General features: G+C 70.6%; 22 protein-coding genes. 9 read left to right on the top strand and 13 right to left on the bottom strand.

Going from position 1 to position 21801, the window contains the following annotated elements; all coding sequences use genetic code 11:
* Nucleotides 1-11: 11 nt before the first annotated feature.
* The 4 genes from L3Q65_RS09310 to L3Q65_RS09295 all read right to left on the bottom strand — a co-directional run bounded on the left by L3Q65_RS09310 (nucleotide 12) and on the right by L3Q65_RS09295 (nucleotide 3008).
* Complete coding sequence (locus L3Q65_RS09310) at nucleotides 12-416, bottom strand: hypothetical protein (RefSeq protein ID WP_182895150.1); 405 nt, start codon at nucleotides 414-416, stop codon at nucleotides 12-14.
* A gap of 78 nt (nucleotides 417-494) precedes the next feature.
* On the bottom strand, nucleotides 495-917 hold the full coding sequence (locus L3Q65_RS09305; protein ID WP_237599350.1) for a hypothetical protein: 423 nt from the start codon (nucleotides 915-917) through the stop codon (nucleotides 495-497).
* Nucleotides 914-1318, bottom strand: coding sequence for a DUF6389 family protein (locus L3Q65_RS09300; RefSeq protein ID WP_237599349.1), 405 nt, complete (start codon nucleotides 1316-1318; stop codon nucleotides 914-916). Before L3Q65_RS09300 ends, L3Q65_RS09305 begins: the two co-directional genes overlap by 4 nt.
* 34 nt (nucleotides 1319-1352) lie before the next feature.
* Nucleotides 1353-3008 (bottom strand): hypothetical protein, encoded by a 1656-nt coding sequence (locus tag L3Q65_RS09295; protein ID WP_237599348.1) that lies wholly within the window; start codon nucleotides 3006-3008, stop codon nucleotides 1353-1355.
* Nucleotides 3009-3309: 301 nt separating this feature from the next.
* On the opposite strand from L3Q65_RS09295, the gene L3Q65_RS09290 reads away from it, so the two are divergent.
* Entirely contained in the window at nucleotides 3310-4494 is a 1185-nt protein-coding gene (locus L3Q65_RS09290; protein WP_237599347.1) for an epoxide hydrolase family protein, read from the top strand.
* Nucleotides 4495-4505: 11 nt separating this feature from the next.
* Here L3Q65_RS09290 and L3Q65_RS09285 read toward each other — a convergent pair whose 3' ends face one another.
* A complete protein-coding gene (locus L3Q65_RS09285; RefSeq protein ID WP_237599346.1) occupies nucleotides 4506-5396 on the bottom strand; it encodes a helix-turn-helix transcriptional regulator in 891 nt (296 codons plus the stop codon).
* A 38-nt stretch (nucleotides 5397-5434) separates the two neighbouring features.
* Between L3Q65_RS09285 and L3Q65_RS09280 the strand changes: the two genes are divergently transcribed.
* Complete coding sequence (locus tag L3Q65_RS09280; protein WP_182895146.1) at nucleotides 5435-5845, top strand: nuclear transport factor 2 family protein; 411 nt, start codon at nucleotides 5435-5437, stop codon at nucleotides 5843-5845.
* 3 nt (nucleotides 5846-5848) lie between these two features.
* Here the strand turns inward: L3Q65_RS09280 and L3Q65_RS09275 are convergent, their stop codons facing one another.
* From L3Q65_RS09275 to L3Q65_RS09255, 5 genes are all read right to left on the bottom strand, one after another.
* Entirely contained in the window at nucleotides 5849-6367 is a 519-nt protein-coding gene (locus L3Q65_RS09275) for a hypothetical protein (RefSeq protein ID WP_237599345.1), read from the bottom strand.
* A 214-nt stretch (nucleotides 6368-6581) separates the two neighbouring features.
* Nucleotides 6582-6995: a hypothetical protein gene (locus tag L3Q65_RS09270; RefSeq protein ID WP_182895144.1), complete on the bottom strand. Its 414-nt coding sequence runs from the start codon at nucleotides 6993-6995 to the stop codon at nucleotides 6582-6584.
* A gap of 207 nt (nucleotides 6996-7202) precedes the next feature.
* Nucleotides 7203-7721, bottom strand: coding sequence for an oxidoreductase (locus tag L3Q65_RS09265; protein WP_237599344.1), 519 nt, complete (start codon nucleotides 7719-7721; stop codon nucleotides 7203-7205).
* On the bottom strand, nucleotides 7718-8623 hold the full coding sequence (locus tag L3Q65_RS09260) for a class I SAM-dependent methyltransferase (RefSeq protein ID WP_237599343.1): 906 nt from the start codon (nucleotides 8621-8623) through the stop codon (nucleotides 7718-7720). The genes L3Q65_RS09265 and L3Q65_RS09260 overlap by 4 nt, the downstream gene beginning before the upstream one ends.
* A 32-nt stretch (nucleotides 8624-8655) precedes the next feature.
* Nucleotides 8656-9606: an NADP-dependent oxidoreductase gene (locus L3Q65_RS09255; protein ID WP_220508311.1), complete on the bottom strand. Its 951-nt coding sequence runs from the start codon at nucleotides 9604-9606 to the stop codon at nucleotides 8656-8658.
* A 132-nt stretch (nucleotides 9607-9738) separates the two neighbouring features.
* Between L3Q65_RS09255 and L3Q65_RS09250 the strand changes: the two genes are divergently transcribed.
* Nucleotides 9739-10719, top strand: a complete 981-nt coding sequence (locus L3Q65_RS09250; RefSeq protein WP_237599342.1) for a GlxA family transcriptional regulator — start codon at nucleotides 9739-9741, stop codon at nucleotides 10717-10719.
* Nucleotides 10720-10992: 273 nt separating this feature from the next.
* Here the strand turns inward: L3Q65_RS09250 and L3Q65_RS09245 are convergent, their stop codons facing one another.
* On the bottom strand, nucleotides 10993-11640 hold the full coding sequence (locus L3Q65_RS09245; protein WP_237599341.1) for a TetR/AcrR family transcriptional regulator: 648 nt from the start codon (nucleotides 11638-11640) through the stop codon (nucleotides 10993-10995).
* Between the two features lie 67 nt (nucleotides 11641-11707).
* Between L3Q65_RS09245 and L3Q65_RS09240 the strand changes: the two genes are divergently transcribed.
* From L3Q65_RS09240 to L3Q65_RS09220, 5 genes are all read left to right on the top strand, one after another.
* The gene (locus tag L3Q65_RS09240) at nucleotides 11708-13189 is read left to right on the top strand and encodes an FAD-dependent monooxygenase (RefSeq protein ID WP_237599340.1); all 1482 of its coding nucleotides are present in this window, start codon (nucleotides 11708-11710) and stop codon (nucleotides 13187-13189) included.
* Complete coding sequence (locus L3Q65_RS09235; RefSeq protein WP_220508277.1) at nucleotides 13186-13575, top strand: RidA family protein; 390 nt, start codon at nucleotides 13186-13188, stop codon at nucleotides 13573-13575. The genes L3Q65_RS09240 and L3Q65_RS09235 overlap by 4 nt, the downstream gene beginning before the upstream one ends.
* Nucleotides 13572-14234, top strand: coding sequence for an alpha/beta fold hydrolase (locus L3Q65_RS09230; RefSeq protein ID WP_237599339.1), 663 nt, complete (start codon nucleotides 13572-13574; stop codon nucleotides 14232-14234). The genes L3Q65_RS09235 and L3Q65_RS09230 overlap by 4 nt, the downstream gene beginning before the upstream one ends.
* 463 nt (nucleotides 14235-14697) lie before the next feature.
* Nucleotides 14698-16311: a M4 family metallopeptidase gene (locus L3Q65_RS09225; protein ID WP_237599338.1), complete on the top strand. Its 1614-nt coding sequence runs from the start codon at nucleotides 14698-14700 to the stop codon at nucleotides 16309-16311.
* A gap of 108 nt (nucleotides 16312-16419) precedes the next feature.
* Nucleotides 16420-17385: a M28 family metallopeptidase gene (locus L3Q65_RS09220; protein ID WP_182895137.1), complete on the top strand. Its 966-nt coding sequence runs from the start codon at nucleotides 16420-16422 to the stop codon at nucleotides 17383-17385.
* 110 nt (nucleotides 17386-17495) lie between these two features.
* Here the strand turns inward: L3Q65_RS09220 and L3Q65_RS09215 are convergent, their stop codons facing one another.
* Nucleotides 17496-19475, bottom strand: coding sequence for a hypothetical protein (locus L3Q65_RS09215; RefSeq protein WP_182895136.1), 1980 nt, complete (start codon nucleotides 19473-19475; stop codon nucleotides 17496-17498).
* Nucleotides 19476-20287: 812 nt separating this feature from the next.
* Nucleotides 20288-21097: an IclR family transcriptional regulator C-terminal domain-containing protein gene (locus L3Q65_RS09210; RefSeq protein ID WP_370648179.1), complete on the bottom strand. Its 810-nt coding sequence runs from the start codon at nucleotides 21095-21097 to the stop codon at nucleotides 20288-20290.
* 128 nt (nucleotides 21098-21225) lie between these two features.
* Between L3Q65_RS09210 and L3Q65_RS09205 the strand changes: the two genes are divergently transcribed.
* The gene (locus tag L3Q65_RS09205; RefSeq protein ID WP_037819593.1) at nucleotides 21226-21789 is read left to right on the top strand and encodes a flavin reductase family protein; all 564 of its coding nucleotides are present in this window, start codon (nucleotides 21226-21228) and stop codon (nucleotides 21787-21789) included.
* Nucleotides 21790-21801 lie beyond the last annotated feature (12 nt).

Here is a 21801-nt window from a genome sequence, read left to right as displayed (position 1 = left end):
GCCGAAGCTGCTCACCGAGCGACCGGCGACGGGATCTTGCCCGACCGGTAGCCGGCTTCGTCCCGGCCCGGCGTCCAGCGTCGCCAGTGTTTCGCCGCGAGACGCACTGGTGCGTGCTTCTGCACCTGCGCGGCCGCGGCGCTCAGGCGGTCGTCGGCCGGGAACGAAAGCCACAGCGACAGCGAGGAAGCGGCGGACCCGATCGTCGCCCGCACTCGGGAGGCGCCGAGCGTCCGGCCGTATCCGTCGACCGCGAACCGGCCGGTGTCCTCTTCGGACACTCCGGCGTACGGTTCGCGGCCGGCCGGGTCGACGAGCCGCACGGGAGCGTTCAGCACCAGGCAGGCCGCGGACCGGCCGTATCGGGTGACGGCGTCCGGCTCGGCATCGTCGAGTGCGGTGAGGACGGCGTCCACGCTGTCCTCGCGGACGCGCCATTCCCGGTGCGTCCGCGCCGGCCGGAAGACCGTCGTAGGTCACGATGTCCGGGCGCGTCACGACGGCGTTCCCTCCACGGCGGAGCTTCGGAGAAAAGCGAAGCGGGCACGCTCGGACTCCGCGTCGAATCCGGGGACCCGCCGAGCTACCCGCGTGACGAGTTCGCCGAGCGCGTCATGCACCGCCGGCCGCAACAGGGCCGCCGGGTCCGTCGTCCGCAGGACGTCGTCGCTGTTGAGGCGCAGCTCGCCGCTCGCCCTGCGTTCGGCGAGCATCACCCGGGGGCGGAGCAGGGCGGTCGGCTCGGTGACGACAGTGAGGTCGCCGCCGACGGTCACGAACAGGTCGTAGCCGAACTGCCAGTCCAGCGGACGCAAGCCGGCTTTGAGCCGGGCCAGCTCGGAAATCACGGCCGTCGGAATCGCCGGGTCGCCGTAGACGGCCCGGAACGACAGGCTTCCCGGCGATCGCGCGCTCACGGGGACCCGATCCGCCAGAAGCCCTCGGGCGCTCCGGCCGGGACGAGCGGCGTGATCCACTGCGCCACCACCTCGACGACGGCAGCTTCGAGGTCGTCGCGCGTCCACCCGCTCGGCCGCGGCGGAACGCCAGGCTCCCAGCCGTCTTCGCCCCACGCCACACCGAAAAGATGCCGCTCGTCGCCGAACCGGCGGTCGAGCGCGAACGCGTCGCGTCCCTCGAACCGGGCCCAGACGTCGAACGGGCCCTCGCCGTCCTGGTCGACGAAGACATCGATCACGACGCCCTCGACGCCGTCCGCGCGCGCCGCGGCCCAGAACTGCTCGAGCCGGGCGGAGGTTTCGTGCGACGCGGAGCCGAGGATCCCGGTCACCACGGCCCGGTAGCCACCCGTGTCCACGACAGGGAGCTTAGCCTCGAAGGTCAAGAGCTGTTCAACTGCGCGTCAAAAGCGTCCAATCCTCTGTGGACTCGGCAAGCCGGAAATTGTCCGCCAGGTAACCGCCGTAGACGCGGGTCATCGCCTCGACGGTGTCCTGGCAACAACCCTGCCCGGGCCGCAGCTTGGGCACCATGACCCACTGCGCTTCCCCGAAGACCTGCTCGGCCGCCGGGTGCGTGCGCTCGTCGAAGCTGATCCCCAGGTCCCACCAGAGCGGGCCGCCGGTCGCCGGCGTCAGGTCGAGCGCGAAGGCGAAGGGGTTGGCCAAGGACATGCTGACCACGCGGTCGCCGGGCCGGATGTGGCGGCGCAGCAACGCGAGGCCGTCGTCGAGCATCGACGGGACCGCGGACGCGGTGCGGTAGGCGGTCTGCCACGTCGCGTCCGCCGGGACGACGAAGTCGCCGAGATGCGGGCTGGCAATCCGTTGCGACGGCGGCGGCGCCGCGACGACCTCCCGGCGGGCCGCGCTGATGCCGAGCGCCAACGCGTCTTTCCCGGCTATCGGCGCGGTCGTCGCGACGAGCAGCAGGACGAGCCCGGCGAGCAGCGGCACCGGCATCCGGCGCCGGCCGTCTCCTCCGCTCCAGCGCGGCAACTCCGGTTTCAGCGCCGCCACCAGCACGAGCGGGATGACGGCGAGCGCGGCGAGGTCGGACTTCTCCGGGCTGTCGGCAGCGGAAATGACCACGCTCGAGCCGAGCACGAACAGGGTGAGCACGAGCAGCCGCCACGGCCGGGCCGGTTCTCCGCGCCGCCGGGCGAGCCAGAAAAGACCGGCGACGACGAGCAAAGCGAGCGCCCCGACTGGCGCGTTGTAGGCGATGCTGTGCAGCAGCAGGCCGAGCCGCTTCCCGGCGCCCTGCGCGGCGAACGCCGTCGCGACGTCGCTCGCGTAGCCGACTGGGCCGATCCCGAAACCCAGCCAGAACACCACGACGACCAGCGCGAATCCGCCGGCCGCACCGGCTAGCGCGCGGGCGGCGAGGGTCCGCAGGACCAGTCCGAGGACGACAGCGAGCACGCCCATCAGGAAGAAGTTGGCCTTGTCGTAGGCGAGCAAACCGAGCATCAGGCCGATCGCGGCGCCGTCGGCCAGCGGGCGCCGGGTGCGCGGAGGGACTGATACAGCGAGCAAAAGCGCGGAGTAAAGCAGCCAGCCGAACTTGTTGTAGAGCATCGCGTACGTCGTCGTGCCCGGAGAGTACCCCGGCGGCCGGACGGAAATGACGAGCAAAGCCATGAATACGGTAAACCCGGTCGCGTACCCGCCGGGCAACCGCCGGTGCGCGACATATCCGGCGAGCACCGTCGCGATCGGAAGAAACAGCAAACAGCCGTAGGTCACTGCGGCAAATGACGGTACCGCCTGCATCTGCATGCCGAGCGAAGCGAGCACATAGACGAGCGGGCCGATGGCATTAGAGAAATCTGTTCCGGGCACCTGCCCTTGCGCGATCCGGTAACCGCCGTCCAGCAGGATGAAATTATCCCATGGCGCCACCAGCGCGACCGGGCCGAGCCACCAGGAGTACAAGCCCAGCACGACAACGGCGGTCACGGTCAGCAGCGGCCACGGCACCCGCCGTCGCTTTTCGCGCACCACGACATAAGATTCGGCGAAGTGGAGATCATTTTCTGTCGACATGCGCTTCCCATCCGGGGATTCGTTCGACTGATCAGTTCGTAATCGAGAGGGAAACGCCTCCCGTTACATCGTCCGGAAAAATGATTCAGCAAGGGAAAATAATCGACTACATATTTTCTGGGCTTATTGTGTACCGTCCGGCCGGCGAGATAATTGACGCCAGCGGGCGCACCGCGCGGACCGCCGGGCTGCCGGGCTGCCGGGCTGCCGGGCTGCCGGGCTGCCGCACAGCAATTATTGACTCACACACAGCAATATCGGACATTGAGGCGAGCGCGCCCCCGGCCCTACGGTTCATTGCGTGGCTGACATTTCTGCGGGCGAGACGCCCGCCCCCGAACGCTTCGCCGTTCGCGTCGACGACGCGGACCTCGCCGATCTGCGCGCCAGACTGGACCGGGTCCGCCTTCCCGAGCACGAGACCGTGCCGGACGCGGCCCAAGGCATCCAGCTGGCGCAGCTGTCGACCCTGCTGACGGCTTGGCGCGAGCACGACTGGCCCGCGCGGCAGGAGCGGTGGAACGCCATCCCGCACTACCGGATCGTCCTCGACGGCTTGGGGATCGCGTTCTGGCACGTGCGTTCCCCCGAGCCGGACGCGCTTCCGCTGGTGCTGACGCACGGCTGGCCCGGTTCGATTCTCGAGTTCGAGGACGTCATCGGCCCGCTGAGCGATCCGGCCGCGCACGGCGGTTCCGCGCGCGACGCCTTCCACCTGGTGATTCCGGCGCTGCCGGGGTTCGGGTTCAGCGACCGGCCGCGCGAACAGGGCTGGAATCCCGGCCGTACCGCACGGGCGTGGGCGCGGCTGATGACCGTGCTCGGCTATCCGCGGTTCGGCGCCCACGGCGGGGATTGGGGCGCGTTCGTGAGCACCGAACTCGCCCGTCTCGTCCCCGAACGCGTCGCGGGCCTGCACCTGACGATGCCGATCGCCTCGCCCCTGCCCGACGACCTGCTCGCGCCCGGCCCGGCCGAACAACGCGTCCTGGACCGGCGAAACCTGCACCTCGCCGACGGCTACGGCTTCGGGATGCAGATGAGCACCCGCCCGCAGACCCTGGGCTACTCGCTGCTCGACTCCCCCGCCGGGCTGGCCGCGTGGCTGGGCGAGAAATTCGCCGCCTACTCCGACACCCGGCCCGAATCCGGCGGCGGGGTAAGCATTGCGCAGCAGATCGACACCATCGCGCTGTACTGGCTGACCGGCACCGGCGCGTCGTCTTCGCGCTGGTACTGGGAGGCGATGCGCTGGGTGGCCCGCAGCGCGGAAGCGGAGAACGCGCAGCCGGTGACCGTGCCGACCGCCTGCTCGATCTTCCCGGCCGATCCCTGGCCGACCGTCCGCCACTGGGCCGAACGCCGCTACCTCGACCTGCGCTCCTGGCACGAACTCGACCGCGGCGGCCACTTCCCCGGCCTGGAGCAGCCGGATCTGCTGGTGTCCGAGATCCGGGACGCGTTCCGGCACCAGCGCAAGCCCTGATGCCGGGCCCGTCAGGAATCGCGGTACGCCGAGGGCCGCGTCCCGGTGTGCCGCAGGAAGGCCGTCGACAGCGCGGCCGGGCTGGCGAATCCGCAGCGCCCGGCGATCTGGGCGATGGTCAGCTCGGTGCCGCGCAGCAGCCGTTTCGCCTCGTCGATCCGCAACCGGGTCAGATACCGGTACGGCGTCTCCCCGGTCGCTTCCTTGAAGACCCGGACCAGGTGGTAGACGCTCAGATGCGCCTCGCCGGCGAGGTCGGCCAGGCTGATCGGCTCGGCGAGCCGCTCGCGCATCGCCGCGGCGACCGCCCGGACCCGCGCGTTCTCCCGCCCCGGTGCGGCGCGAGCGGACCGCCGGGTGTGCCGGGTGAGCAGTTGCATCGTCAGGAACGCCGCCGCGGACTCGGCGTACAGGTCGTCGGCCCCGCCCGCGGCGCCGACGGCTCGGATGATCTCCTCGACCAGCGGATCCCCCGCCGCCAGCGACGCGGCCACGGCAGCGAAGTCCACCGCGCCGCCGCCGAGCTGCGCCGCGGTCGCGTCGACGGTGCCGCGCGGAATGTGGACCTGCACGCTGTCCAGCACGCCCGTCGCCCGGTAACGCCGCACAGCGGGCTGGTCCGGAAGCACCAGCTCGACGCGCCCCGGCGTCCACGGAGTGCGCCCCCACCGGCCGCCCCGGCACGTCTCCATCTCCGCGCTTCTCCCGACCGGCAACACCAAATGCAGATCCGCCGCGGCGGGCAACGCCATTTCCTCGGCGACGGGGACGTGCTCGAACCGCTGTACGAGCAGGGACTCCCAGCCGGCGTCCTCCCAGCTGCAATACGTGCGCCGGACGTACCGCTCCATGGCGAACCCGGCGTACGGCCGCAGATCCAGCCGCGTGGAGTCGAACACCATGGTTCCCAGGCTAGCGACGATCGACCCCAGGAGGCTCGATGACCACCGCCCATCCCGCTCGCACCGCCAGCCAGGCCTTGCACGCCGCCGTGCGGAGGCGGGACAAGGAGGCCTGGCTGGCGCTGTTCGCCGCGGACGCCCTCGTGGAGGACCCGGTCGGCCCTTCGCTGTTCGACCCGGAAGGCGCCGGGCATCGCGGCCGCGACGCCATTTCGGCGTTCTGGGACCGCGCGATCGCGCCCAGCGAGTCGGTCGAGTTCCTCTTCGACGACTCCTTCGCCTGCGGAAACGAGGTCGCCTTCACCGGCCAGGTCCGCAGCCAGAACGGCGGGCAGGTGCTCGAAGCCGAAGGAGTGTTCGTCTACCGGGTCGACGACGAAGGCAAAATCCTTGCGGTGCGGGCCTTTTGGGAGTTCGAGCGCACCATGCGGACGATGCGGCCCGCGTGACCGCTATGCCCGGCGCGCGAAATGGCGGCGGGTCCGCTGGCGCGACAGCCAGTACAGCGTGTGCGGGGTCCCGGCGAGCAAACCGCACCCAGCGATGCACATACCGGTCACGAAAAGCGAGTAAGAATTGACGATGCCGCTTCCGACGCGTCCCTGCATGAAAACGACAGTCGCCCAGCACAGCACGAGGCCCCCGATCGTGACCAGGCCGACCGCGGCCGCCGTCAAGCGCCGGAGACGCTTCTCCCAGGCCAGCAGATGCGCGTCGCGGCGCCCCTCGCGCCTCCGGACCCGCAGCGCGGCCACCGCTGTCCCCATGCCGATCAGCAGGCCCGCCACGGTCCCGCCGAGGCCGAAGGTGAAGGCTCCCCCGGCGCCGATGTTGGCTCCGCTGTGCGGCGGCGCGGTGATGAGCATGATGAATCCCGTGCCCAGCAATACGTCGCCGGCAACGAGGATCCAGATGGTGATGAACGTCAAGGTCTTGACGTTGGTTCTCGCGATGCTGACAGGTGCGCTCATGGTTCCTTCCGACTGAATGACGCCGCCGCTCGGCGGCCCGGCCGCCTGTGCACGGCCCGGCTTCGCCTCGCAGTCCCCCTCCTGATCACCCAGCCGCTCGCGAAACGCATGAACAACTGATTTCAGGCAAACGCATCTTATCCGGTCGCAACCGCCTGGGTTGGGCCGTGCGGCGGCGTCGCCAAACGGTTACCAAGCCCGCCGCGCGGCCTTCTCAGCCGACGCGCGGCGAGGGAATCGCGGACCGGTTGCCGCGGTACCGGGCCACGACGACCCGGACCCCGTTGCGGAACGCGTCGGGCGCCGCGGCGAGCACGGTGCTGCGCGGCACCGGATGCGGAACGTCGAGCCCGGTCATCGGCCGGGCGAGCCCGATCCCGCGGACGGTCCACCGCAACTGCCCGTCTTTGCCCCGATCGGTGAACTCCAGCGAAACCGGGCGCAACGCCGCGGCCCGCACCAGCCCGCTGTCCGGCCCGGTCGGGATCAGCACGTCCCCCGCGTCGAGGAGAAGGCAGACCCGATCGACCGGCTTCAGCCCGTCGATCGCGACAATCCCGCGACGGCCCCGTTCGGGTGACCGGAGCAGCCGGACGCATTCGCGATGCGTCAGCTCCACGTCGTCCATCGCCCAGCTCCTCCCCGGCGTCCCCGACGAGCCCAGGATCCCGATTCCACCGCGCGCAGCGCAAGACGCCCACCGCCGGACGTCACTTCCTCCCGGGACTCAAGACCTTTCGGTGCGCATTTCCGCTGTTGCTGAACTATTCGCCGGAGAACCCGATCACGCCAGCCGTGTTCACCGGGTCGTGCTATTCCGGCATCGGCACAACGCTCACCCGGGATTCCGGTACCAGCGCCGGTGGACCATCGGCTCCACCGCCAGCACAGCAACCGCCGCCGCGAGCGCGACCGCCCAGACGAGCCAGTCGCCCGACGGTGCCGCCGACCACACCACAGCGACGAGCACGACCGCCGGCCTCGCCAGCGTGAACGGCCCGAGCCCGATCAGGATCACGAACGTGCTCCCCCGCATCGGCAGCAGCCAGTACGCCAGCAGCGAAAGCACCACGACCACCGCGAACGGGGTCAGCACCTGCAGCATCCGGGCACCCGCGCCGACCAGTCCGGCGTACCGGGCGCCGGGGTCCGACGAGAACGGCAAGGTCGCCGCGATCAGCAACGCCGGCAAGCCGAGGCCTGCGGCACCGCTCGCCAGGCCCCGGCGGGAGGCGGTCAGGTAGTAGGCGCGCTTGCGGATCCGGGCGTTGCGTCCGGTCGCGGCCCGGAACCCGGCGAGAGCGGCGTCGATGAGCGCGAGTGTGCCCAGCGAAAGCGGAACCAGCACGGTCATCTCGCTGGAGCCAGCCCGCGGGCGCGGCGTCCCAGCGCGCGAAGGACGTCGCCGGTCAGCTGCGGACGGAGGCCGACAACCGGACGCATCGCCGCGCAGAGCGGGTTGGTGTACCTGGTCGCTTCGAAGAGAAACGTTTCCATCCCGGCCGCGTGCGCGGCGGCCGACAGCAGCACCGGGTCGCCGTGGGCGCGCCGCGCGGAGGCGACGCCGTCGTGCCGTCCCAGCGGTTCCCGCATCCGGGCCCGGTGGAACAGCCAGGCGCCGAACGGCGCCAGCCGGGTCGCGGCGAGGTCGTAGTGGATGAACGCCTCCGTGCCCGCGCGGTCTTGGGCGCGAAAGAAATCCGGCAGCGCGTCGGCCGGGAAATGGTGCAGCACCCCGCTGGACAGGTACACGGTGGCGTCCTCGGCCAGCGCGAACGCGTCCCCGCACACGAACGCGCACGGGAGTCGCTCGTCTTCGGCCAGTCTGCTCGCTTCGGCCACGAGAGCGCGGTTGAAATCCACACCCACCAGGTCGACGTCGCGGCCGAGCACACCGGAACTGGCCAGGCTGCGCACGATGAACCCCAACCCGCAGCCGATGTCCACCACCCGCGGGCGGATCCCCCGCGCCCGGACCGCGGCGAGGATCGGCGCCAGCAGTTCAGCGAAGCGCTGCGCCATCCGCACTTCCTCGTTGAGCCGCTGCAACTCGGTGTGGGCCCGGATCAGCAGCCGGTCCACCGCCGCGGGATCCAATACCTCGCCGAGGACGGGGATCCGCCGCACGATCCGGGCCGCCCGTTCATCACCGGCCGCGCGCAGCGCGGCGACCACGTCCGCCCGGAGGACCGGAAGGCGTTCGCCGGTCGACGGATCCCACTCCGCCACCAGATCGGAGATCTCCAGCACCGCCATCCGCGAACTCTATCCATCCGGTCGTGCTCCCCCTACTCCGCGACAGTGAGGACGAGCTTGCCGCGGGTGCGACCGGCCGCGCCGCGGGCATGCGCCTCCGCCGCCTGGTCCAGCGGGAAGGTTTCCTCCACCTCGACGGCGACCTCCCCCGCGTCGATCAGGCCCGCGATCGTGGTCAGCGCGGTGCCGTCCGGCTCGACGAGGAACGGCGTGACGCGCACACCAGCGGCTTTCGCTGCCTGGGCCAGTTCCGGCGAAACACCGGAGGGGACGGCGACCAGCAGGCCGCCGGGGCGCACCGTCTTGAGCGAGCGGGTACTGGTCTGGTCCTTCGCGTCGCCGATCAGGTCGATGACGACGTCCACGTCGTTGGCGACGTCCTCGAAGCGGGTCGTGGTGTAGTCGATGGTCTCGACGGCGCCGAGTTCCTCGAGCCACGCGTGCCGGGCGGCGCTGGCGGTGGCGATCACGTGGGCGCCGAGGTGCCGCGCGAACTGGACCGCGAAGTGGCCCACCCCGCCGGCAGCGGCCGTGATCAGGACTCGCTGTCCGGCCTGCACCTGAGCCGTGTCGGCCAACGCCTGCCACGCGGTCAACGCCGCCAGCGGCACGGCGGCCGCGTGCACGTGGTCGAGGCTGGCTGGCTTCCGAGCCCACTGCCGGGCCGGGGCCGTGACGAACTCGGCGTAACCGCCCGCGGCGCGAGGGAACCAAGGCATGGCGTAGACCTCGTCGCCCGGCGCGAGGGTGGTGACGCCGAAGCCGGCCTCTTCGACGACGCCGGAGACGTCCCAGCCCAAGACCAGCGGGAACGTCTGCATTCCCGCCATCCCGTGGCCTTCGCGGGTCTTCCAGTCCACCGGGTTGACTCCGGCGGCGCGCACGCGCACCAGCACCTCGGTCGGCAGCGGCTCGGGTCGCGCGACCTGCTCGGCGGTCAGCACCTCCGGCCCGCCGAACTCCCGGATGGTGATCGCCCGCATGTGCTCGCTCATGGTGTTCTCGCTCATTCCTGTCGCTGATCGCGCGCCGGGACTGCGGCGCCAGACCAGAGTGGCCCGCGTTCGCGGCGAGGAGTGAGTGGCCGGGAAGACACCTATCGTACTATTCCAGCCATGCCGCATCGTGTCGCAGTTCTCGCCCTCGACGGTGTCCTGCCCCTGGACCTGGGCATCCCGGCGCGGGTGTTCAACGAGGCCTGCGAACCGGACGGGACCCGGCTGTACTCCGTCGCGACCTGCTCGCTCGGCGGCCGTCCGGTGCGCACGCACGAGGACTACCGGATCGTCGTCGAGCACGACGAATCGGCGCTGGAGACCGCGGACACCGTCGTGCTCGCCACCCAGGAGCCCGGCGAACACCTGCTGGCGACCGGCGAACTTCCCGGGGACATCGCCGCCGCGCTGGACCGGATCGGGCCGCGGACCCGCATCGTCAGCCTGTGCACCTCGGCGTTCCTCCTCGCGGCGGCCGGCCTGCTGGACGGCGCGCGGGCCACCACGCACTGGGCCCTGTGCGACGCGCTGGCACGGCTGTTCCCCCAGGTCGAAGTCGACCCGGATGTGCTGTTCGTCGACAACGGCCGCATCCTCACCTCCGCGGGCGGAGCGGCCGGTATCGACTTATGCCTGCACTTGGTCCGCCGAGACCACGGCGCGGCAGTGGCATCGGCCGCCGCGCGCCGGTGTGTGGTGGCGCCGTGGCGGGAGGGCGGGCAAGCGCAGTTCATCGAGCACCCGGTTCCGCACGACGCCGACCGCTCGACGTCGGCGACCCGGCAGTGGGCGCTGGACCGGCTGGCCGAACCGATCACCCTCGACGACATGGCGCGGCATTCGCACATGAGCGCGCGCACCTTCACCCGGCGATTCCGCAGCGAGGTCGGCAGCAGCCCGCTGAAATGGCTGGCACAGCAACGGCTCGCGCACGCCCGGCTGCTGCTGGAGACCACCGGCCTGCCCGTCGCGCGCATCGCGACCGCGTGCGGTTTCGGCGATCCGGTCGCGCTGCGCAAGCATTTCCACGCCAACCTGGGTCTGTCGCCGCTGGCTTACCGGCGGGCCCACAACGCCCCGGAGGCGTTGGCAACACGGTGAAATCCGGCCGACAGGGCGGGTCCGGGCAGAACTGGGTCGCTGCCCGTTTCTCAAGCCGGGCCCACGACGCGCGGGAACCGTGGACAGTGCGGTGAAATCCGCCCTTCGGGCAGGGCCGCTGCGGTCAGGCAATCCTGCGCCTCGCCGATACGTGGATAACCCTCGCACCGGATCGCCTCGCGCTGGCGGCCGATGCCGACGGGCAGGTCCGGGACGCGACCCGTTCCTCAAGCCCGGCACCGGAACCGTGGACAGCACGGTGAAACCCGGCCGTCAGGGCAGGTCCGCGGTGAGCAAGCGCAAGCCCTGCTCGAAAAGTTCGGCGAAGTCCGCTCCGGTCAGATGGTCCTGTGCCTCGGCGAGATGCGGATAACCCCCGTCCTGGATCGCCTCGCGCAGGCGGTCGATGCCGGCGGGCAGGTCGGGGCCGGACTGGATCGCTGCTTGTTCCTCGAGGGCGTGGCCGGTCGCGAAGTGCAGGACCAGCAGTGCGGTTTTCATCGCCGCCGCGGCGTCGAGGCCGGACTCTCGCAAAGCGCCGTTGAGGGCTTCGGCGAAGCCTAGGGTGTTCGGTCCGACGGCGTGCGTGCCCGCGTACACCCGCGCACCGTCGCGATAGGACAGGAGCGCGGTGCGCAGGCTTCTCGCGAGGGCCAGCACCCGTTCGCGCGGATCGGCGATTCCGTCGGCGGCGGCGCGGCAGCCGTTCAGCATCGACTCGGCCATCGCGGTCAGCAAGGCCGTTTTGGTCGGGAAGTAGCCGTAGAGCGTGCCCGCTTGGACGCCGACCGCCGTGGCCAGTTTTCGCATGGTGAGCGCGTCGAGGCCCTCTTCGTCGAGCAGCCGGAGCGCGGCGGCGGTGACGTGGGCCCGGTCGGCGGCGGGCGGACGTCCTCGGGTGCGGGGCTGGTGCGCGGTCATGTCGAGGTGAGCCTAGCAGCGTGTTTGACAGCTTCGCGCTTCCTCAGGACACTGACGGCAGGCTTAAATGAACATCGTTCGGAAAATAGTGGAGGCGGTTGTGGACACCGATGTCGTGATCAGCGGGGCGGGCCCGACTGGGCTGCTGCTCGGGGCCGAACTGGCGCTGGCCGGAGTGCGGGTCCGGATCCTCGAACGACAGCAAGCGCGGCACGGGCAGTCGCGCGCGCTCACGCTGCATCCGCGCAGCATCGAGATCCTCGAGCTGCGCGGCATCGCCGACCGGTTTCTCGCCCAGGGCCGAACCGTGCCGGGCTGGCATTTCGCCGGGCTGTCGCGGAGGCTCGACTTCTCCGTGCTGGACACTCGCCACGGCTACACGCTGTTTCTGGAGCAGGCGCGGACCGAGCAACTGCTCGAAGAACGCGCACGGGAACTCGGCGCCGAAATCTCCTACGGGCACGAAGTCGTGTCGCTGGCCCAGGACGACAACGGGGTCGACGTCGCGGGCATCGGGCCGGACGGGGACTTCCGGCTGCGCGCCGCGTATCTCGTGGGCTGCGACGGGGGCCGGAGCAAGGTCCGGGAGTCAGCCGGCATCCGTTTCCCGGGCTCGGACGGCACGATGAGCTCGATGCTCGGCGACTTCGCCGTCGCCGACCAGGAGGCGATCGCCGCGGCCGGACGGACTCCCCTGCTGATCGCCCCGCTTTCCGGAGGACTGACCCGCATCGTGGTCACCAGTCCGGAGCGGATGCGTGTCCCGGCAACGGAACCCGTGACCTTCGAGGAGTTCCGCGCGACGCTGGTGGAGCTGACGGGGACGTCCTTCGGCATCGCGGAGCCGCGCTGGCTTTCGCGGTTCGGCAACGCCACGCGGCTGGCCGAGAATTACCGGTCCGGCCGCGTTTTCGTCGCGGGCGACGCGGCGCACATCCATTTCCCGGCGGCGGGCCAGGGCCTCAACACCGGTTTGCAGGACGCGATGAACCTCGGCTGGAAACTCGCCGCCGAGATCACCGGCTGGGCGCCGCCGGGCCTGCTCGACACCTACCACGCGGAGCGGTTCCCGGCGGGGCAGCTCGTCACCGACAACACCCGGGCCCAGACGCTGCTGCTGGAACTCACCCTGGTTCCCGGCTACCGGCGCCCGGTCGCCGCGCTGCGCGGACTGCTGGATTCGCTGCTCGAAATCCCCGAGGTCAACGCCCGGCTGGCCGGTCTGGTGTCCGCGCTGTCGACGTCCTATCCGGCACCGGAGGGCGACCCGCTCATCGGCGCCCGCGCGACCGGCCGGATGTTCGGGCCGGAAGGCGCGGATCTGGTGCACAGCGGCACCTTCGCTTACTTCGGGGACGGCGCGGAACAGGTCGCCGAGGGGTGGAAAGACCGGATCACGGTGGCCGGCACCAGACCCGAGAACCTCAGCGAACTCCTCGTCCGGCCCGACGGACACATCGCGTGGGTCCGCCGCGCAACCGATCCGCCGGACGCCGCGCTCCGGGAAGCCGCGATCACCGACTGGGCCGGAGCGGCGGTGCGGCGATGACCGAGCACCTGACGCCCGCCGGACTCCACCGCTCTCCCGGGGCCTTCACTCCGGTCGTGCGCGTCGGCGACCTCGCTTTCCTTTCCGGGCAAGTCGCCTGGGACGAGCACGGGAACCTGTGCGGCGAGGACCACGCGACCCAGATGCGGCGGATCGCGCAGAACCTCGACATCGCGCTCGCCGCGGTCGGTTGCGGACGCGAGGATGTCGTCAAGGAAACCGTCTACGTCGTGGACTACCGCCCCGAGCTGATCTCCGGCCTCTTCGGCGCGCTGCGCGAAGGCGTGCCCACAGCGCCGGCGAGCACGATGGTCGGGGTCGCCGCACTGTTCGCCCCCGATGTGCTGGTCGAGGTCGACGTCGTCGCGAAAGTGCCCACGCCGTGAGCCACTACGTCCTGGTGCACGGCTCGTGGTGCGGCGGTTGGGTATGGGACCGGATCGCGGCGCGGTTGTCCGAACAAGGGCACACCGTTGCCGCGCCCACGCTCACTGGCCCAGGCTTGGTGCAGCACCTCGACGAAGTCGCGCTGCTGCTGGAAGACCAGGTCGTCCTCGTCGGCCACAGTTACGGCGGAATGGTCGTCGCCGGGGTCGCGGACGCGCATCCGGAGCAGGTGCGCGAAGCGATCTATCTCGACGCTTTCCTTCCCTCGCCCGGTGAATCCGCGTTCGACCTGATGCCGATGCTGCGTCGGCTGTTCGCCGAGGCGGCGCGTTCCCACGACCCGCCGGGCCGGACCGTGCCGCCGTTCGGGCTCGACGCGCTCGGGTTCACCCACGCCGACGTGGTCTCCCGGCTGCGGCCGATCGACCTCGCCAGCCACGAAGAACCCTTGCCGCCGCCGTCTGCCGGCCCGCGGCCGCCTGGCCGCTGCGTTCTTTTCGGCGAGCACTCTCCTTTCTCGGCTATGTCTGCCCGCGCCCGGGAACAGGGGATGGTGTGCCGGACCGTCGCGACCGGCCATTTCGGACTGTGGACAGCGGCCGCCGAAGTGTGCGCGGCCATGACAGGGCCGGAGGGGTGCCGGCCCGGACCTCGCTGAGGCATCGACGTCGTCCCAGTCAGCGAACAGGTTCCGGGAGTCCGGGAATCAGGTCGGGCGGCGCTCTGGTCCGGCGGGTCGACGCCGCGAGCCCATCGAGTTCGCCGGGCAGCACCTCGCCCACCCGCAGCGGGCACCGCCGAACGCGCGCCCGCCGGGGAATCGCTCTTCCCCCTCCGCCCGGCCATTGCGCAGCCCGGACTCTTCCGACATTCGTACGGCACCCGGGACATTCCCTACGAAAGTCGGCTGAGCGCCGAACGCGCGAGGAATCCCAGCACCGGCAAGGCATATACCAATTGACCGCCGAATCCGGAACATTCCGTTGGTCCGTTTGGAGCATTGACGCCCCTCTGCGCCGATCCTTTACTCGACTGTGCTCGGCCGCATACCCACCGTGAGCGGCCGGGCGCTTTCCCTCTCCCCGCACCCATCGTCCTGCCTTCATGGAAGGAAGACCTCGATGCCCCATCGCGGACTCACCACGGGCTTGGCGGCCGCCGCCGGTCTCGCCATGTCCCTCGCGTTGCCGGCCGTCCCGGCGAGCGCGGCTTCCGAAGCCCAGCCCGCGTCCCCCGACGCGGCCGCCGCTCGCGCGGCCGACCAGGCGGTCGCCTCCGGGCTCGGCCGGCTCAGCCGCGGCCCGGCGGAGGCGTTCCGGCGCGTCGGCCAGACCGCGGGCGACGCCGGGCTCTTCTACAGCGCCTACGAGCGCACCTACCAAGGCCTGCGGGTCGTCGGCGGGGACGCGGTCGTCGTCGCGGACGGAGCCGGGAACGTCCGCGACACCAGCGCCGCGGAAACCGCACCCATCGCCGTCGGGACGCAGGCAGAGCTCGACGCCGCGAAGGCCGCTTCCACCGCACGCGCCCAACTGCCCACTGTGGACAGTGTGAGCGCACCCGAAAAGGTGGTGCTGGCCGGGGCGAATCCGAAACTGGCCTACGAGGTCGTCGTCACCGGGCGCACCGCCGCGGCGCCGAGCAGGCTGCACGTGTTCGTCGACGCCGCCACCGGCGCGGTGCTCGACCAGCGGGACGACATCAAGACCTTCAGCTCCGGAGCCAAGTCCCAGGCCGGTCCGAACGCGGTGAACGCGGCGGGCACCGGCAACAGCTACTACGCCGGCACCGTCTCCATCGACACCACCGGTTCCGGCAGTTCGTACTCGATGCGCGACCCCGGCCGCCCGGGCATCAGCTGCGGCCGCGAGGGCGGGTCTGTCTACAGCGGACCGGACAACAGCTGGGGCAACGGCTCGGGCACGAACCTCGAAACCGGCTGCGTCGACACTCTCTTCAGCGTCCAGACCGAGTGGAAGATGCTGAAGGACTGGCTGGGCCGCAACGGCATCAACGGCAGCGGACGCGGTTATCCGGCATCCGTCGGCCTCAACGACGTCAACGCCTACTGGGACGGCTCGTCGACGCACTTCGGGCACTCGCAGGACAACCAGCGCCAGGCCACGTCGATGGACGTCGTCGGCCACGAGTTCGGGCACGGCATCTTCCAGACCACCCCGGGCGGCGCGGGTTCCGGCAACGAGAACGGCGGCTTGAACGAGTCGACCGGCGACATCTTCGGCGCGATGACCGAAGCGTATGCGAACAACGCGAAGGACCGGCCGGACTACGAGGTCGGCGAGGGCGTGAACCTGGTCGGCCAGGGCCCGATCCGCTACATGTACAACCCGTCGAAGGCCGGCGACCCGAACTGCTACTCGTCGTCGATCCCGAGCACCGAGGTGCACGCGGCGGCCGGTCCGCAGAACCACTGGTTCTATCTGCTCGCCGAGGGTTCGAACCCGGGCGGCGGCAAGCCCGCCAGCCCGACCTGCAACAACAGCAGCGTCACCGGTGTCGGCATCCAGAAGGCCGCCAAGATCTTCTACAACGGCCTGCTGAAGAAGACCTCGTCGTGGAACCACAAGGCGGCCCGCAAGGCGACTCTCCAGGCCGCGATCGCGCTCTACCCGGGCAGCTGCACCGAGTTCAACGCCACCAAGGCAGCCTGGAACGCCGTCTCCGTTCCCGCGGTGTCCGGCGAGCCGACCTGCACGACGCGCGCCGCGCGCTGACCTGACGCGGCCGGGTCCCGCTCGCCGCCGCGCGGCGGGACCCGGCCCGCCCGGCCCCTCCCCCGGAAACACCCGCTCCCCCAACCCCAACCGAAGGAACGCACCGTCATGAAGTGGAAGACAAGACTCGGCGCCGGGGTCACCGCCCTGGTGGCGGTACTGGGCGTCGTCAGCGTGCCCGCGGCCACCGCCGCGCCCGCCTCGGCGCTCGCGGCCCCGGACATCTCGCTGGCCAACATCAAGACCCATCTCAACCAGTTCCAGGCGATCGCCCGCAACAACGGCGGCACGCGCTCGCCGCGCGGCGGCGGTTACGCCGCGTCGGTGTCCTATGTGGAGAACCTGCTCAAGAACGCGGGCTACACCACGAAGCGGCAGACCTGCACGAGCTGCACCGGCCGCTCGCAGAACCTGATCGCGGAATGGCCGCAGGGCGACGCGAACCAGGTCCTGATGCTCGGCGCGCACCTCGACTCGGTGAGCGCCGGCCCCGGCATCAACGACAACGGTTCCGGCAGCGCGTCGATCCTCGAGGTCGCGCTGACGCTGGCCCGCACCAACCCGGCGATGGCCAAGCGCGTCCGGTTCGCGTGGTGGGCCGACGAGGAGTCCGGCATGGTCGGCTCGCGGTACTACGTGAGCACGCTGTCGAGCACCGAGCGCGCGAAGATCACGACCTACCTCAACTTCGACATGATCGGTTCGAAGAACTGGGGCTACTTCGTCTACGACGACGTCGCTTCGGTCAAGGCCGTCTTCGACGAGTACTTCGCCTCCATCAACATCGAGACCGAGGGCGACACCGAAGGCGACGGACGGTCCGACCACGCGTCGTTCAAGCGCGCGGGCATCCCGGTCGGCGGCCTCGCGACGGGCGCCGGCGACATCAAGAGCTACGAACAGGCCGAGAAGTGGGGCGGCACGCCGGGCGCGGCGTTCGACAACTGCTACCACCGCGCCTGCGACACGACGTCGAACATCCCGGACACGCCGCTGGAGAAGAACTCCGACGCGATCGGGTACGCGGTGTGGAAGCTGGCGGTCGCCGCGCCCGTCGCGGTCGCGCATCGCTGACACTGAACGCCGGAGCCGGGCAACCGCTCCGGGCCGCCGCCGCGGAAACTGCGGCGGCGGCCCGGAGCGTCCCCCGGACGGATGCCCGCGATAGTCGGCCGACACGTTCGTCATGACCGGACCGGCTTTCCGGCGCCCGGTTCTCCCGCGAGGATCGGTTCGACCGGGAACGGGCGGTATCCCGCGATTTCGGGCAGGTCGAAATGCTCGAACTCGGCGCGAGGCACGTGCCATCGGACGATGCGGCGAGTCCACCCGTGGTGCGGCTGGGAGAAGACCACCGTGTCGGGGGTTTCCCAGACCGGCGCGGTCGGCGCGGTGTCGCCGAGGTCGCAGGCCGCCGGGAGCGGACAGGCGGTGACCGACCCGGTAGCCAGGTCGAGCAGTTCCGCGGAGGGCGGGTCGTACCGGAACGAATACATCCGCGTGCCGCCCGGCACGAAACGCCAGCGGTAGGGTTCCCTCGCCGCCAGCTGTTCCCCGGACGTGGTGACCACCGCCATTCCCCAGGCTTCTTCGCGCAATTGCGCCCCGGACAACGGGTCGAGCAGATGCATCGGCGACGCGAGGTCCGCCGGTTCGTGACCCGGCGTCCAGCGGGAAGCGACGAAGGGCCCGCCTCCGGAACCGGTGACGAAATAGACCGCCCCGTCGTGGATGCCCAGGACCCTTCGGGTCAGCTCAGGCGATTTCGGCAGGCTCCACGATTCTTCCGTTGTCACGTCGTACAAATGCACCTGGTCCCACGACCGCCTGCCGACGTGAGTCTGCACGCCCGCCAGGTAGCGTCCGTCCGCGCTGCGGACAGGCCCCATGTCCAAGTCCACCGGAAGCTGCCGGGCAGTGCCCGACCAGTCGATCAGCTGTCCTTGCCCGCCGGACGCCGCGACGTAAATTCCGGCCAGGGTCTCGAAAGCGCGGTACCGGTAGTCGCTCTCGACCCGGCCGAGAATCGCGAACTCTCCCGCGTGCCATACGCCGACCGTGCCGTCGCCGGAGACGAACCCGGCTCGCGGCGGAGCACCGGCCACGGTCGGAGGTTCCTCCCGGTGAACGATTGTCACGCGGGGCACCTGCTGCGGCAGCGGCGGGCGGGGAAGCGCCGCGACAGTGTCGTCCTCCCGGCGGATCAGCTTGTCGCTGACCGCATACTCGAGCAACGGCTCGACGGTTTCCTCCGGGACGGCCAGCAAAGCAGCGACATCCTTGACGTGCGCCGGATTCGACCAGGCCGCGATGCTGACGAGGTCGGCCGCGAGCCAGACGTACACGGCCCGCACCGCCGCCGCATCCAACCGGGCGGCCAGGTCCGCCGGGAGGTCGAGGACTTCCGTGGCCCGCCGCGGCGTTCCCGCCGAGTAGCCGCCGGAGCCGTCCGCCACGAGCAGTCCTGCCGCGACCAGCAGGGGAATCGCGTCCCGTCGCGTGCGCGGCGGATCGACGCCCAGCTGCGCGCACACAGTGTCCGAGGGCGGCTCGCCGGGCAACGGTTCGTCGAGCCAGCCGTCCCGGCGCGGCATGCCGGCGAGCGTGAAGTACCACGACACTTCGATCAAGTGGTATCCCAATACCTGTTGCCAGCCCGGGTTTTCCGGGTGCAGCGTGGCGCGGGTGCGGTTGAGCCACCGCGGCGGCTCCGGCCGGTCGGGCGCCGGCCAGAACTGGATCAGCCAGACGTCGCCCTCTTCCCCGGGTTCCGCTGGTTTGCGGCAGATCCGGGTGCGGAAAAGGCCTTGCGCGCCCAGGTTCAGTTGGTCGCCGGTGGCACCGCCGGTCAGCAATGCCAGGCTCACGGCCCCGGAACGGCTGTGAAACGGCGACTCGACAACGTCTTCCCATTCCTCGAGCCGCAGTTCCGGCGGCCCGTCGTGGGCCTCGCAGCGCACTGCTTGCCAGGGGTCGTTGGCGGTGCAGTGCAGCCAGCCGTCGCCTGCTGTCGCGACCGTGCCGGACAACGCGTTCGTCGCGCTTTCGCCAAGCAGGTCGTTGCCCAGCACGGGCACACTGCTGTCGCGGTATACGTCTCGAAGCACAATGGTGCCGTAGTCGGGCAGGTACTCGTCCTCCTCGGAGAACCCCAGTAGCGTCATGCCCAGCAAGGTAGCGGCGAGGTCTGACAATTTTCGCGGACGCCGGTTTTCGGCTGCGCCGAAGGCGCAAAGTCCGATGTGGTCAGCGGCGTGGACGACCACGTCATTCGTGGGAAATCAGCGAGCAGAGAACGGAATCCGGATGATGCCGGGTTCCTCAGCCCAGCAACCGGCGAAGGAAATCGCGGCAAACCTCGGGCAGAAACTGGCCCGCCTCGATGGCCGCGTCGACGTCGCCGTCCAGCATTCCCCCAGGCCAGCAGCCGGTGCCGGGCCAAGTCTTCCGCGTCCGTCACGTGCCCCTTGGGCCGATCTGCACGATCTGGTCGATCTCGGCGGCGTGCTCGTCCCACAGCCGGATCAGCGAATCGGATCCGGTCGCCCGCACCAGCGCCCGGTGCGACGGTTTTCTCCAGCCCGTCCAGTGCCTTCCGCACGGTCGCCTGCCCCTTGGCGGACACGCCGCGCCGCCGAGCCAGTCGCAGCGCTCCGATTTCCAGGACCGCCCGGACCAGATCGATGTCGGTGAGCGAACGCTGCACCTCCCGCGACTGCGCGGCGACGTCCTTTCGGTCACGAACGCGCCCCGGTCGGCCTGGATCTCCACCAGGCCCAGCGAACTCAGCATCCCCAGCGTCGCCTTCGGTTACGAGAAGTCCGGTCTCGCGCCGGGAGATGTCGCCGACTTGGTTGTGCTGCCGGGTGAACCGTGGTGCTTTCCCCTCCGCGCAGCTTGGCAATGAAGCGGGGAAGGATCGTCGCGCACGACGGGGCGCTCACGCAGATTCCGTCGCTGATCGGATGACCCGAACTCAGTAGAAGCCGTCCCGTTTCACCGGCACGGGCCTCGGGTCGTACCCGAGGTCCGCGCTGATCGCTGCCGCGGTTTCGAGCAGCACCGGGACGGTTTCCTTGCGCAGCCGCTCCGGCGCGAGCCGTCCGGCGGCTGTCGACGAGGCGAGCGCCGCGACGACCGCTCCGGTGCGGTCGCGCACCGGGGCCGACGCGGACAGCAGGCCCTCCTCCAGCTCACCGTCCACAATAGACAGACCAGCGTCGCGCACCGCGGCGAGCGCGGTCCGCAGCTCCGCCGGATCGGTGACAGTGCGCGCGGTGTACGAGCGCAGCGGGGCTTCCTCCAGGTAGCGGGTGATCCGCCCCGGGCCCGCCCACGCGAGCAGCACCCGGCCCATCGACGTCGCGTGCGCGGGCAGCCGGGTGCCGACCGCGACGTTGATGCTCATGATCCGCCGCACCGGCACGCGGGCGACGTAGACCGCCTCGTTGCCGTCCAGTTCGGCCAGCGACGCGGACTCCCCGGTCATCTCCGCCAGCCGCAGCAGGTGCGGATGCGCCAGGTCGATCATCGCGCGGGTCGCCGTGTAGTGCTGGCCGATGGTCAGCACGCGCGGGGTCAGCGACCAGCGCGGCCCGTCGCTGGTCACGTAGCCCATCCGCTGCAGGGTCAGCAGCAGGCGGCGCACCGCGGGCCGCGACAGGTTCGTCGCGGTCGCCAGTTCGGTGAGCGTGGGGTTGGTGCGCTCCTCGTCGAAGGCGAGCAGCACGGCGAAGCCGCGCTCCAGGCTCTGCACGAAGTCGCGCTCGTTTCCGGCTGCCGTCACGCTCCGCAGTATTTCACCCGCTCCGGTATCGCCCTTGACCTCCGTCGCCTCCTGATGCATCCTTCCACTCACTGCACGCATAGCGTTCACTCCGTACGCATAGCGTACATCGCACGAGGAGGTGCGAGATGACGGTTCCGTCCCGCGAACTGCGCGACGCGTTCGGCAGGTTCGCCACCGGCGTCACCGTGGTGACCTGCCGCAGCGACCAGGGGACCCCGCACGGGGCGACGGTCAACGCGTTCACCGCGGTCTCGCTCGAACCCGCGTTGTGCCAGGTCACGCTGACCCGGCAGTCCAAGGCCTGCAGTTACCTCGACGGCGCCGCGTTCGCCGTCAACGTGCTCGGCGCCGACCAGGCCGACACCGCCTGGCACTTCGCCGGACGTCCGGCCGATCCCGGACCCGAATGGGCCGAAGGGCCGGTCGCACCGGTCCTCGTCGGCTCCGCCGCGGTGTACTCGTGCCGCCCGTGGCGCACCTACGACGGCGGCGACCACCTGATCGTGGTCGGCGAGGTCGTCGACGTCGCTGTCGAAAACCGGCAGCCGCTGCTGTTCTACGCCGGCGCGTTCCGCGAACTCGGCCCCCGCGAGACCGGCACCCACTGGGGCGGCTCGCTCGACTGCCCCGAGGCGGGCTGGTTCGGCGCCTCGACCACGTTCACCCCGCTGCGCCCGCACGCCGCCTGACCGCCACCCGAA

Source organism: Amycolatopsis sp. FU40 (assembly GCF_021903635.1).
In the GTDB taxonomy this organism is placed as follows: Bacteria; Actinomycetota; Actinomycetes; order Mycobacteriales; family Pseudonocardiaceae; genus Amycolatopsis; species Amycolatopsis dendrobii.
Note: the sequence above shows the minus strand (reverse complement) of the source record. Positions and strands in the feature narration are given on the sequence as shown.

What these genes read in the sequence shown, in the direction of transcription:
- L3Q65_RS09295 (WP_237599348.1), bottom strand. Translation starts at nt 3,008, where the DNA reads ATGTCGACAGAAAATGATCTCCACTTCGCCGAATCTTATGTCGTGGTG.
- L3Q65_RS09285 (WP_237599346.1), bottom strand. Translation starts at nt 5,396, where the DNA reads ATGGTGTTCGACTCCACGCGGCTGGATCTGCGGCCGTACGCCGGGTTC.
- L3Q65_RS09280 (WP_182895146.1), top strand. Translation starts at nt 5,435, where the DNA reads ATGACCACCGCCCATCCCGCTCGCACCGCCAGCCAGGCCTTGCACGCC.
- L3Q65_RS09275 (WP_237599345.1), bottom strand. Translation starts at nt 6,367, where the DNA reads ATGAGCGCACCTGTCAGCATCGCGAGAACCAACGTCAAGACCTTGACG.
- L3Q65_RS09270 (WP_182895144.1), bottom strand. Translation starts at nt 6,995, where the DNA reads ATGGACGACGTGGAGCTGACGCATCGCGAATGCGTCCGGCTGCTCCGG.
- L3Q65_RS09265 (WP_237599344.1), bottom strand. Translation starts at nt 7,721, where the DNA reads ATGACCGTGCTGGTTCCGCTTTCGCTGGGCACACTCGCGCTCATCGAC.
- L3Q65_RS09260 (WP_237599343.1), bottom strand. Translation starts at nt 8,623, where the DNA reads ATGGCGGTGCTGGAGATCTCCGATCTGGTGGCGGAGTGGGATCCGTCG.
- L3Q65_RS09255 (WP_220508311.1), bottom strand. Translation starts at nt 9,606, where the DNA reads ATGCGGGCGATCACCATCCGGGAGTTCGGCGGGCCGGAGGTGCTGACC.
- L3Q65_RS09250 (WP_237599342.1), top strand. Translation starts at nt 9,739, where the DNA reads ATGCCGCATCGTGTCGCAGTTCTCGCCCTCGACGGTGTCCTGCCCCTG.
- L3Q65_RS09245 (WP_237599341.1), bottom strand. Translation starts at nt 11,640, where the DNA reads ATGACCGCGCACCAGCCCCGCACCCGAGGACGTCCGCCCGCCGCCGAC.
- L3Q65_RS09240 (WP_237599340.1), top strand. Translation starts at nt 11,708, where the DNA reads ATGAACATCGTTCGGAAAATAGTGGAGGCGGTTGTGGACACCGATGTC.
- L3Q65_RS09235 (WP_220508277.1), top strand. Translation starts at nt 13,186, where the DNA reads ATGACCGAGCACCTGACGCCCGCCGGACTCCACCGCTCTCCCGGGGCC.
- L3Q65_RS09225 (WP_237599338.1), top strand. Translation starts at nt 14,698, where the DNA reads ATGCCCCATCGCGGACTCACCACGGGCTTGGCGGCCGCCGCCGGTCTC.
- L3Q65_RS09220 (WP_182895137.1), top strand. Translation starts at nt 16,420, where the DNA reads ATGAAGTGGAAGACAAGACTCGGCGCCGGGGTCACCGCCCTGGTGGCG.
- L3Q65_RS09215 (WP_182895136.1), bottom strand. Translation starts at nt 19,475, where the DNA reads ATGACGCTACTGGGGTTCTCCGAGGAGGACGAGTACCTGCCCGACTAC.
- L3Q65_RS09205 (WP_037819593.1), top strand. Translation starts at nt 21,226, where the DNA reads ATGACGGTTCCGTCCCGCGAACTGCGCGACGCGTTCGGCAGGTTCGCC.